Below are 9,776 nucleotides of genomic sequence, written 5' to 3' on the forward strand. Positions count from 1 at the left end.
TTCTGGCGCAAGAGGTCGCGGGGCTTCAAGCCCGTCATGTCGAGGAGTTCGATCAGCGTTTCGTGGCTCGGCGGGTGCTTCAAATACTCGATCACCTCCGGTTCCTCGCCTGACCGGCGGATCATCGCGAGGACGTTGCGGGACGTTCCGCAGTCAGGGTTGTGATAGATCGTAACGGTCATGATTTGCCCGTGTTGCGTGGGAAAAAGCGTGCGGCGGGTCTATTCGGCGGACCTGCGCAGGGCGCCCCGAATCGACAGCCGCGCGCCAGGATGGAGCAGCCAGCCGAAGAGAAGAACCGCGATGAGGCTGCCGATGCATTCGGCGATGACGAAGCCCGGCACATCGAGCGGCCGGATGCCGGAAAACGTGTCGGAGAAGGCTCGTGCGATAGCGACCGCAGGATTGGCGAAGGAGGTCGAGGCGGTGAACCAGTAAGCGGCGGTGATATAGAGGCCGACGAGCCAGGGGATCGCCGGAACGGCAAATCGCAATCCCCCGAGAATGACGCCGACGAGCCCGAAGGTGGCGACGATCTCGGCCCACCATTGCGCGAGGCCGGTGCGGTCCGTCGTCGAAAGTTGCAACAGAGCGAGGTCGAACATGGCGTGCGCGGCAATGGTGCCGAGGAGGCCCCCGGCGATCTGTGCGACGACATAGGCCCCGGCATGGCGCGGCGTGATCGCGCCTCTGACCAACATTGCCAGCGTCACCGCCGGGTTGAAATGCGCGCCGGAAATCGGCCCGAGGATGGTGATCAGGACGATCAGAATCGCGCCGGTTGGGATGGTGTTTCCCAAAAGCGCCAGCGCCGTGTCCACAGTGAGGCGCTCAGCCATGATGCCGGCGCCGACGACGGTCGCCACGAGCAGCGACGTGCCGAGGGCTTCGGCGACCAGCCGTCGGCGTATGTCGAAATCCGGCGCGGTGCTCAAATGCCGGATTCCTGATCCGCGAATTCGTCCTGGCCCGTCCCGATCTCGTCGAGGCGCTTCTGTAGCCTGAGCCGGCCAAGGCTCGCCAATGGCAGGCTGGCGAAGACCGCAATGCGGTTACTCAGCATCCGGAAGGCGTCGGCGAACGCCACCGCGATTTCGCTCGGCGTGCCTTCGGCCTTTGCCGGATCCGGCACGCCCCAATGGGCGCTCATCGGCTGGCCCGGCCATGCGGGACAGGTCTCGCCGGCCGCGTCGTCGCAGACGGTGAAGATGAAGTCGAGCGGCACGGCGGTGTTTCCGTTCGCGGCAAACTCTTCCCAGGATTTCGATCGCAGGCCTTCGGTCGGGAAATTCAACCGACGGAGCAGCTCGATGGCCTTCGGATGAACCGCGCCGCGTGGGTCGCTGCCGGCGGAATAGGCCCGGAAGCGATCGCCATGATTGCGGTTCATGATGCTCTCGGCGAGAATCGATCGGGCCGAGTTCCCGCTGCATAGAAACAGAACGTTGAGCGGCTCGTCGCGGGTCATTGACAGACATCCTCCGTACAGTCGGGCAGAAGCGCGCCGAGATCGCCGCAGATCTCCGGACGTCCGCCGCAGCAGTCCTCGGTCAGAAAAGCCAACAGCTTGCGCATGGCCTCGTAACTCGCGGCATAGAGGATGTGACGGCCAGCCCGCCGGGAACTCACGAGGTTGGAGCGCTCCAGCGCCGTTAAATGGAAGCTCATGCGGTTGGGAGAGATCGCCAGTCGCCCGGCGATCTCGCCGGAAGGCAGGCCGTTCGGTCCGGCCTTCACCAGCATCCGGAAGGCGGCGAGGCGATCCGGATGAGCGAGCGCGGCAAGAGCGGTGACGGCGATTTCATCGTCCATCCCGAAATAATACAAGGATGTTTGTAACATCGGAATGACAGCGCCCGGCCGCGCTGTATTCCCGGGAGGGCGGCAATTCGGCCGGAAAGGTTCCGCGCCTATCTCTCGTGGTCGGGGATCTTCAGAGCGTAACCGCAGGCCTTGCAGTGGACCGCGTCCGGCTCGTGGCGTTGCAGGCCGCATTGCGGGCAGGGGAAATGCACCTTGTTGGGGCGAAACACGGCCTGGGCGAGCCGCACGAACAGCGAGATGCCGATGATCATGATGACGATCGAGGTCAGCTTGCCCCAGGGTCCGCCGAGGGTGATGTCGCCATAGCCCGTCGTCGTCACCGAGGCGACGGTGAAATAGAGCGCGTCGAGATAGCCCTCGATTCCCGACCCGGTCCTGAAGAAGGTCGTGTAGACGAAGCCCGTCGCCAGAAACAGGAAGGTGACGAGATTGACGATCGCGCGCGCCAGCAGCTCCCATTCCTGATAGCCATGGCGCCGCAGCGGTCGCCACAACACGCCGCTCTGCGAGATCGACCACAGCCGGATGATCCGCAGGAAGCCGATGTTGAACAGCCAGTAGGGCATGAGCAGCGACGCCAGGATGAGCAGGTCGAGGAGGACGAAGGGCTGCCGCAGCCAGCGCAGGGGTTCGCGCGCGGCGAAGCCGCGCCCCGCAATGTCGAGCGCCAGCACGGCGGCGACCGAATAGTCGATATAGAGAAACCAGCGGGTCTCGCGCAGCACCGGACTGGCGATGAACAGGGCGATGATCGCCAGATCGACGATCAGCACCGCCATCTGGAAGCGCAGCGCTGTGCGCGAATGCCCATGATAGAGCCGGCGCAGCCTCACCCGCGCCCGGGTGAAACGCGTCCTGAAGCTTCGGCCATGGATATCGGTTGCGGGAAAGAAGGTTCGAAGCATCGAGGTCAGGGGTCCGCTCGCGGGAAGGACAGTGTGAACCAGTCCGTGCGAAGGGGGCGTTAACACGCGGCGCCGGACCGCGGCCATAGGGAGGCAACGAAGCGATGAGCCAGAAGAACACCGCTCCGCGGATCACCATCACCTATTGCACGCAATGCCAATGGTTGCTCCGCGCCGCCTGGATGGCGCAGGAGCTGCTGTCGACCTTCGGGTCGGACCTGGGGGAGGTGGCCCTGCTTCCGGGCAGCGGCGGCGTCTTCGAAATCCGCTACGACGGCGAAACGATCTGGGAGCGCAAGGCCGATGGCGGGTTTCCCGAGGCGAAAATCCTCAAGCAGCGGGTGCGCGACCGGCTCGACCCGGCGCGCGACCTCGGCCACAACGACCGGTGAGTTCGGGCCGGGCGGAACCGGCGAATCCCGTCGGCCCTGCCCGTTCGCCGGCGATCACCCCGCGTCGATGGTCACATAGCGCTTGTCGAAGGCGACATGGCCGGCGATCTCGCTGACGCCGTCATGCGGGCTGTCATAGGCCCACACGGCGTTCTCGGCAGCCTTGCCCTCGGCCGAGATCGACCAGTAGCGCGCCTCGCCCTTGAACGGGCAGGTCGTGCTGCGGTCGGACGGATGCAAAAACGCCATCTCCACCCGGTCTTTCGGCAAGTAGTAAACCGGATCATAGCCGGTTTCCGTCAGCACCAGCGCGTTGTCGGCCGAAGCGATCACGGCGCCGTGGAAGGTGACGGTCACCGGCCCCGTGGCCGGCTCGATGCTGATGCGCTCTCTGATGCGTTCGGCGAGGTCGGCGGCCATGGTCGTGTCCCTTCGTGAAAGATTCGATCCATCACAGAAGCCGGATGGCGATCCCCGGTTCCGCCGCTGCGACGAACGGTCCGGTCTCGGGGTGGCGAAACCGGGCGGGAAGGCCGCCCGGCGCCGTGATGGGCCTGCGTTTAAAGCACCAGTTCCAGATGCGGCCGTCCGTCCGAGGTCTTCGCCACCGTCGCGCCCCTGGAATCGACCGTGACGGTCACCCGCCGCCGGAACGCCGAGAAGCTCTCGAACGCCACGACATCGACCGGCGCGTCGAACTGTATGGTCGCCCGGAAGCGGCCGCTCTTCGACAGCCGTTGCAACGCGATCAACTCGCCGGTGAAGCGCCGGCCGAGATAATGTCCTTCGACCCGCGATCCGATGAGGAGGTCGGCGACGGTCCGGTTTTGCTCCGCCGAAGCGTGCAGCGTGTTCCAGTCGCGGAATCCGTGCTGGCGGGCGACGAGTTCCAGCGTGGCGCTGTGCGTAAAATTATGGCCGTCCTGCTCCAGCCCGGCCCGGAGGCGCTTGGCCTGGGCCTTGTAGTCATGGACGGACAGGGATTGGGTCATGCCGGTCATCTGCGTACCTTTCGCGGTTTCGCACGCGGCGTCGAAGGTTCGGGGCTCGCAATTGCCGTCCGGCCGCATGTCATCGCTGATGGCGTCACGGATGATCGAAAAGGGAATTCACCTTGGGCTTTCGCCCGCGAGCGGCGGGCTCCCTCGGCCCGGCGCCACAGATAAGCGGGTCTGGGAGCGCTTTCAATATGGGCCTTTCCGGTGGCCGAACCGGGTCCGGCCCGTTAGAACCTCGCCAACCAACCGAAAGGAACTTCTCATGCGCGCCCAGCCGACGGCTTCCCATTACATCGACGGCGGCTATGCCGAGGACGCGGCCGGCGCGGTCTTCGACAGTACCTATCCGGCGACCGGTGAGGTGATCGCCCGGCTGCATGCCGCAACGCCGGCGCTGATCGAGCGGGCGGTGGAGGCCGCGGAGGGGGGGCAGGCGGTTTGGGCGGCGATGACGGGGGCCGAGCGCGGCCGCATATTGCGTCGGGCGGCCGGGATCATGCGCGAGCGCAACCGGGAGCTCTCCGAACTGGAGACCCTCGACACCGGCAAGGCGATCTCCGAGACCCTGGTCGCGGACGCCGCTTCCGGCGCCGACAGCCTCGAATATTTCGGCGCGCTCGCCGCCGACATCAACGGCGAATACATCGATCTCGGCGGCTCCTTCGCCTATACGCGGCGCGAGCCGCTGGGCATCTGCGCCGGCATCGGCGCCTGGAACTATCCGATCCAGATCGCCTCCTGGAAGGCCGCTCCGGCGCTCGCCTGCGGCAACGCCATGATCTTCAAGCCCTCGGAGGTGACGCCGCTCTCGGCCCTGAAGCTCGCCGAGATCCTGACCGAGGCGGGCGTGCCGGCCGGCGTCTTCAACGTCGTGCAGGGTTTCGGCGCCGTCGGCGCGGCGCTGGCGGGCCACAAGAGGATCGCCAAGGTCTCGGTCACCGGCTCGGTGCCGACCGGCGCGCGGGTGATGGAGGCCGCCTCGGCGACGACCAAGCATGTGACGCTGGAACTTGGCGGCAAGTCGCCGATCCTGGTCTTCGCCGACGCCGATCTCGACGCAGCCGTCTCCGGCGCGATCCTCGGCAATTTCTATTCCACCGGTCAGATCTGCTCCAACGGCACCCGCGTCTTCGTCGAGCGCTCCGTCCGTCCGGCCTTCGTCGAAAAGCTGGTCGAGCGCGTCAAAGCGATCAGGCTCGGCGATCCGATGCAGGAGGATACCGATCTCGGCCCGCTGGTCTCGAAGGCCCAGTTCGACAAGGTGCTCTCCTATCTGGAGATCGGCCGGCAAGAGGGCGCGACGCTCGCCTGCGGCGGCCACGCGGCAAGGGTCTCGGGCTTTGCCGATGGCAGCTTCGTCGAGCCGACCGTCTTCACCGACGTTGCCGACGCCATGCGCATCGCCGGCGAGGAGATTTTCGGGCCAGTGATGTGCGTGCTCGACTTCGACGAGGAGGCCGAAGCCATCCGGCGCGCCAATGCCACCGAGTTCGGCCTCGCCGCGGGCGTTTACACGAGGGACATGCAGCGCGGCCACCGGGTGGTGGCGAAGCTCCAGGCCGGCACCTGCTGGATCAACGCCTATAATCTGACGCCGGTGGAAATGCCCTTCGGCGGCGTCAAGCGCTCAGGCCTCGGCCGCGAGAACGGTCGCGCCGCGCTGGAGCATTACAGCCAGGTGAAGTCCGTCTATGTCGAAATGGGCGTCAGCGAATCGCCCTACTGAGGGGCGGCCCGCTCGCCGGAATGTCGCACCCGCGCCGCGTTGACATTGCGGCGGCGACGTTGTTCCGCTGTTTCGCATGATCGGCGAGCGAACGGACAGTCGGGCGAGATGACAATGGTGAGCGCCGACGCGGGCCGCGGGTTCCTCGTCGAACGATTGCGCGCCGTCGCCAGCGGCGACAAGGCCGCCTTGCACGAGGTCTATGATCGCACCTCGGCGAAGCTTTTCGGTATATGCTTGCGTATCTTGGGCAATCGCGAAGAGGCCGAGGATGTGTTGCAGGACGTTTATCTGACCGTGTGGAACCGGGCGGACAGCTTCGATCCCGCTCGCGCAAGCCCGATCACCTGGCTGGCGACCATCGCCCGCAACCGGTCCATTGACCGGCTGCGCCAGATCGGACCGCGCGCCCATGACAGATCCGTCGACGCGGCGGTGGACCTCGCGGACAAGAATCCGGACGCGTTGGAATTGCTGCATCGGGCCGACGAAGGCCGTCAGCTCGCCGCCTGTCTCGGCGAACTCGACGAGCGGACGCGGGCGGCGATCGCCTCGGCGTTCTTCGGCGGCCTGACCTATGACGAACTCGCCCGGAAGGCCGAGATGCCGCTCGGAACGATTAAAAGCGTGATCCGGCGCGGCCTGATGAAGCTGAAGGGATGCCTGTCGCGATGAGCGCACCGCTCGATCAGGAACGGGACGACGCGGATGTGGCCGCCGAGTACGTGCTCGGCGTGCTGGACGGTGCGACGCGCCGGTCCCTCGAGCGCCGCGCCGCGAAAGATCCGGCCTTCGGCGCCGAGATCGATGCCTGGGCCGAGCGTCTCGGGCCGTTGGCTGCCGCCGTCCCGCCGGCCGAACCCCCCGCCGGCCTGTGGCCGCGAATCGCCGCCGATCTCGACCGCGTCACCCGCCGGCCCGCCGGGCGCTCCGAACCGAGGGGACGCCGGGTTTCCGCGCTCTGGCAGTGGCTCGGGATCGGCGCGATGGGGCTCGCGGCCGCAAGCCTCGCCGCACTGATTCTGGTCGCGGGGCAGGACCTCCGCGCGCCCGTCGCGGCCGACGGCACCCTGACGGCGACGCTCGCCTCCGACACCGGCACGCCGCTCGTCACTGTGGTCATCGACATGAACACCGCGACGGCGACGTTGATTCCGGTCGCCGGCGCCGCCGAACCGGGCCGCGTGCCCGAATTGTGGCTGTTGCCGGCCGGCGGGGGCGCGCCGCGATCGCTCGGGCTGATCACCATGGAGCGGCCGCTGCGCGTCGTGCTCAAGACCGGTGAACTCGACGCCCCCGCGACCGCGCTGGCGGTTTCCATGGAGCCGGAAGGCGGCTCGCCCACCGGTCTTCCGACCGGCCCGGTCGTCGCTTCGGGTCCGTTGAACCAGATCTGACGATCCGCCTCGGCCGGCGGCGGTGGCGCCGACCCATCGAATGGACTACTCGCTTGGGGGATGAGCAAACTCTTCTCCCTCCTGTTTTTGATTCTGATGATCGCCCACCTGATCAGGCCGTTCGGCCTGCCGGGGCTGAAAAAGCGCGGCGACTTCTGGAAAATAGCGCTGGCCGCGCTGGTCGTGTTCAGCCTGGCGGTGCTGATCCGCCCCGAATAACGGCTCCGGCTGGCCGGATGGCTTTCCTCCCGTTCCAATCCCGTTAGATTGAATGGCGGACGCGGCCCGCGGTTTTTCGGTCGCGACGGGAGATGCGCTCATGGCCGACGACCGACCGCTCAGTCTGCATGTGCCGGAACCGGAGGTGCGGCCGGGCGGCACGCCGGATTTCTCCGGGGTCAAGATTCCGAAGGCCGGCTCGGTCAGACGCCCGCCCGTCGATGTCGACCCCGCCGAGATCCGCGACCTTGCCTATTCGATCATCCGCGTGCTCAACCGCAATGGCGAGGCCACCGGCGAATGGGCCGGCACGCTGGATGACGAGGCGGTTCTCGCCGGCCTGAAGACGATGATGCGGGTGCGCGCCTTCGACCGGCGCATGCTGATGGCCCAGCGCCAGGGCAAGACCTCCTTCTACATGCAGTGCCTCGGCGAGGAGGCGATCGCCTGCGCCTTCCGCAAGGCGCTCGGCCCCGGCGACATGAACTTTCCCACCTACCGCCAGCAGGGGCTGTTGATTGCCGACGACTACCCGCTCGTCGACATGATGTGCCAGATCTATTCCAACCGCCGCGATCCGCTGAAGGGTCGGCAATTGCCGATCATGTATTCGTCGAAGCAGCACGGCTTCTTCTCGATCTCCGGCAATCTGGCGACCCAGTTCGTGCAGGCCGTCGGCTGGGCGATGGCCTCGGCGATCAAGGGCGACACGAAGATTGCCGCCGCCTGGATCGGCGACGGCTCGACCGCCGAGAGCGATTTTCATTCGGCGCTGGTCTTTGCCTCCACCTACAAGGCCCCCGTCGTCCTCAACATTGTCAACAACCAGTGGGCGATCTCGACCTATCAGGGCATCGCGCGGGGCGGCTCCGGCACCTTCGCCGCCCGTGGCCTCGGCTTCGGCATTCCCTCGCTGCGGGTCGACGGCAACGATTATCTCGCCGTCCACGCCGCCTCGAAATGGGCGGTGGAGCGCGCGCGAAAAAATCTCGGGCCGACGCTGATCGAATGGGTGACCTATCGCGCCGCCGCCCATTCGACCTCCGACGATCCCTCCGCCTACCGCCCGAAGGAGGAAACCGACGCCTGGCCGCTCGGCGATCCGGTCAAGCGGCTGAAGAATCATCTGATCGTCCGCGAGGCCTGGAGCGAGGAGCGGCATGTCCAGGCCGAGGCCGGGATCGACGCGGAGATCCTGGCCGCCCAGAAGGAGGCGGAAGCGCACGGCACGCTGCACACCGGCCCGAAACCCTCGGTGCGCGACATGTTCGAGGACGTCTATGAGGAAATGCCGCCGCACTTGCGGCGCCAGCGCCAGCAGGCGGGGTATTGAGGATGGGCGCTCCGTGGGTCGACCTGATGTCGGGGGGGAAGGACGAAGGCCATGAAGCCGCGTTCTTCTGCCCTGCGGAGCGAAGAATGGCGCCTCCTCCGGCACCCCCACGAGCCGGAGGCCGATGATCCGATGCCGCGCATGACGATGATCGAGGCGATCCGCGACGCTCACGCCGTGAAGATGGAAGAGGATGACAACGTCGTCGTCTATGGCGAGGATGTCGGCTATTTCGGCGGGGTGTTTCGCTGCACGGCGGGCTTGCAGGAGCGCTTCGGCAAGAACCGCTGCTTCGACGCGCCGATCAACGAAAGCGGCATTGTCGGCACGGCGATCGGCATGGCCGCCTATGGTCTTCGTCCGGTTGTTGAGATGCAGTTCGCCGATTACGTCTATCCCGCCTACGACCAGATCGTGTCGGAGGCCGCGCGGCTGCGCTATCGCTCGGCCAACGATTTCACCGCTCCCCTCGTCGTCAGAATGCCGACCGGCGGCGGCATTTTCGGCGGCCAGACCCATTCGCAGTCGCCGGAGGCGCTGTTCACTCACGTCTCCGGGCTGAAGACCGTCGTCCCCTCCAATCCCTACGATGCCAAGGGGCTGTTGATTGCGGCGATCGAGGACAACGACCCGGTGATCTTCCTGGAGCCGAAGCGGCTCTACAACGGCCCCTTCGACGGCCATCACGACAAGCCGATCACGCCCTGGTCGAAGCACCCGCTGGGCGAGGGTCCCGAGGGCCGCTACATCGTGCCGCTCGGGCAGGGCGTCGTGCGGCGCGAGGGGTCGGCCGTCACCGTTCTCGCCTATGGCACCATGGTGCATGTCGCCGAAGAGGCGGCGCGGATGACGGAGGTGGACGCCGAAATCATCGATCTCAGGACGCTGGTGCCGCTCGATCTGGAACTGATCGAGGCCTCGGTGAAGAAGACCGGCCGCTGCGTCGTCGTCCACGAGGCGACGATGACCTCGGGCTTCGGCG

14 protein-coding genes are annotated in these 9,776 nt (G+C 66.5%); 7 read left to right on the plus strand and 7 right to left on the minus strand.

The window, feature by feature from the left end; all coding sequences use genetic code 11:
- From MJ956_RS02360 to MJ956_RS02380, 5 genes are all read right to left on the minus strand, one after another.
- A partial coding sequence (locus MJ956_RS02360) for a thioredoxin domain-containing protein (protein ID WP_479768633.1) occupies positions 1-182 on the minus strand: 182 nt, incomplete at its 3' end.
- Positions 183-221: 39 nt separating this feature from the next.
- Positions 222-935 (minus strand): aquaporin, encoded by a 714-nt coding sequence (locus tag MJ956_RS02365; protein WP_253962879.1) that lies wholly within the window; start codon positions 933-935, stop codon positions 222-224.
- Positions 932-1,468 carry an arsenate reductase ArsC gene (locus MJ956_RS02370; RefSeq protein WP_253962880.1) on the minus strand — a complete coding sequence of 179 codons (537 nt, stop codon included), beginning with the start codon at positions 1,466-1,468 and terminating at the stop codon, positions 932-934. Before MJ956_RS02370 ends, MJ956_RS02365 begins: the two co-directional genes overlap by 4 nt.
- The gene (locus MJ956_RS02375; RefSeq protein ID WP_253962890.1) at positions 1,465-1,812 is read right to left on the minus strand and encodes an ArsR/SmtB family transcription factor; all 348 of its coding nucleotides are present in this window, start codon (positions 1,810-1,812) and stop codon (positions 1,465-1,467) included. Before MJ956_RS02375 ends, MJ956_RS02370 begins: the two co-directional genes overlap by 4 nt.
- Before the next feature lie 98 nt (positions 1,813-1,910).
- Positions 1,911-2,729: a potassium channel family protein gene (locus tag MJ956_RS02380; protein WP_253962881.1), complete on the minus strand. Its 819-nt coding sequence runs from the start codon at positions 2,727-2,729 to the stop codon at positions 1,911-1,913.
- Positions 2,730-2,833: 104 nt separating this feature from the next.
- On the opposite strand from MJ956_RS02380, the gene MJ956_RS02385 reads away from it, so the two are divergent.
- Positions 2,834-3,121 (plus strand): Rdx family protein, encoded by a 288-nt coding sequence (locus tag MJ956_RS02385; RefSeq protein ID WP_253962882.1) that lies wholly within the window; start codon positions 2,834-2,836, stop codon positions 3,119-3,121.
- Between the two features lie 54 nt (positions 3,122-3,175).
- Here MJ956_RS02385 and MJ956_RS02390 read toward each other — a convergent pair whose 3' ends face one another.
- Both MJ956_RS02390 and MJ956_RS02395 read right to left on the minus strand, forming a co-directional pair.
- Complete coding sequence (locus MJ956_RS02390; protein WP_253962883.1) at positions 3,176-3,541, minus strand: DUF427 domain-containing protein; 366 nt, start codon at positions 3,539-3,541, stop codon at positions 3,176-3,178.
- 140 nt (positions 3,542-3,681) lie between these two features.
- Positions 3,682-4,122 (minus strand): glyoxalase superfamily protein, encoded by a 441-nt coding sequence (locus MJ956_RS02395; protein ID WP_253962884.1) that lies wholly within the window; start codon positions 4,120-4,122, stop codon positions 3,682-3,684.
- A 259-nt stretch (positions 4,123-4,381) separates the two neighbouring features.
- On the opposite strand from MJ956_RS02395, the gene betB reads away from it, so the two are divergent.
- From betB to MJ956_RS02425, 6 genes are all read left to right on the plus strand, one after another.
- Positions 4,382-5,845: a betaine-aldehyde dehydrogenase gene (betB, locus tag MJ956_RS02400; RefSeq protein WP_253962885.1), complete on the plus strand. Its 1,464-nt coding sequence runs from the start codon at positions 4,382-4,384 to the stop codon at positions 5,843-5,845.
- Positions 5,846-5,959: 114 nt separating this feature from the next.
- Complete coding sequence (locus MJ956_RS02405) at positions 5,960-6,520, plus strand: sigma-70 family RNA polymerase sigma factor (protein ID WP_253962886.1); 561 nt, start codon at positions 5,960-5,962, stop codon at positions 6,518-6,520.
- A complete protein-coding gene (locus tag MJ956_RS02410; RefSeq protein ID WP_253962887.1) occupies positions 6,517-7,242 on the plus strand; it encodes an anti-sigma factor in 726 nt (241 codons plus the stop codon). Before MJ956_RS02405 ends, MJ956_RS02410 begins: the two co-directional genes overlap by 4 nt.
- Before the next feature lie 60 nt (positions 7,243-7,302).
- The gene (locus tag MJ956_RS02415) at positions 7,303-7,461 is read left to right on the plus strand and encodes a hypothetical protein (protein WP_253962888.1); all 159 of its coding nucleotides are present in this window, start codon (positions 7,303-7,305) and stop codon (positions 7,459-7,461) included.
- 100 nt (positions 7,462-7,561) lie between these two features.
- On the plus strand, positions 7,562-8,794 hold the full coding sequence (locus MJ956_RS02420; protein ID WP_253962889.1) for a 3-methyl-2-oxobutanoate dehydrogenase (2-methylpropanoyl-transferring) subunit alpha: 1,233 nt from the start codon (positions 7,562-7,564) through the stop codon (positions 8,792-8,794).
- 132 nt (positions 8,795-8,926) lie between these two features.
- Positions 8,927-9,776, plus strand: an 850-nt coding sequence (locus MJ956_RS02425; protein ID WP_253962891.1) for an alpha-ketoacid dehydrogenase subunit beta, incomplete at its 3' end; no start/stop codon positions are given.

It is taken from the genome of Aurantimonas marianensis (assembly GCF_024195285.1).
In the GTDB taxonomy this organism is placed as follows: Bacteria; Pseudomonadota; Alphaproteobacteria; order Rhizobiales; family Rhizobiaceae; genus Aurantimonas; species Aurantimonas marianensis.

What these genes read in the sequence shown, in the direction of transcription:
- MJ956_RS02375 (WP_253962890.1), bottom strand. Translation starts at nt 1,812, where the DNA reads ATGGACGATGAAATCGCCGTCACCGCTCTTGCCGCGCTCGCTCATCCG.
- MJ956_RS02385 (WP_253962882.1), top strand. Translation starts at nt 2,834, where the DNA reads ATGAGCCAGAAGAACACCGCTCCGCGGATCACCATCACCTATTGCACG.
- MJ956_RS02420 (WP_253962889.1), top strand. Translation starts at nt 7,562, where the DNA reads ATGGCCGACGACCGACCGCTCAGTCTGCATGTGCCGGAACCGGAGGTG.
- MJ956_RS02390 (WP_253962883.1), bottom strand. Translation starts at nt 3,541, where the DNA reads ATGGCCGCCGACCTCGCCGAACGCATCAGAGAGCGCATCAGCATCGAG.
- MJ956_RS02380 (WP_253962881.1), bottom strand. Translation starts at nt 2,729, where the DNA reads ATGCTTCGAACCTTCTTTCCCGCAACCGATATCCATGGCCGAAGCTTC.
- MJ956_RS02370 (WP_253962880.1), bottom strand. Translation starts at nt 1,468, where the DNA reads ATGACCCGCGACGAGCCGCTCAACGTTCTGTTTCTATGCAGCGGGAAC.
- MJ956_RS02395 (WP_253962884.1), bottom strand. Translation starts at nt 4,122, where the DNA reads ATGACCGGCATGACCCAATCCCTGTCCGTCCATGACTACAAGGCCCAG.
- MJ956_RS02410 (WP_253962887.1), top strand. Translation starts at nt 6,517, where the DNA reads ATGAGCGCACCGCTCGATCAGGAACGGGACGACGCGGATGTGGCCGCC.
- betB (WP_253962885.1), top strand. Translation starts at nt 4,382, where the DNA reads ATGCGCGCCCAGCCGACGGCTTCCCATTACATCGACGGCGGCTATGCC.
- MJ956_RS02405 (WP_253962886.1), top strand. Translation starts at nt 5,960, where the DNA reads ATGGTGAGCGCCGACGCGGGCCGCGGGTTCCTCGTCGAACGATTGCGC.
- MJ956_RS02415 (WP_253962888.1), top strand. Translation starts at nt 7,303, where the DNA reads ATGAGCAAACTCTTCTCCCTCCTGTTTTTGATTCTGATGATCGCCCAC.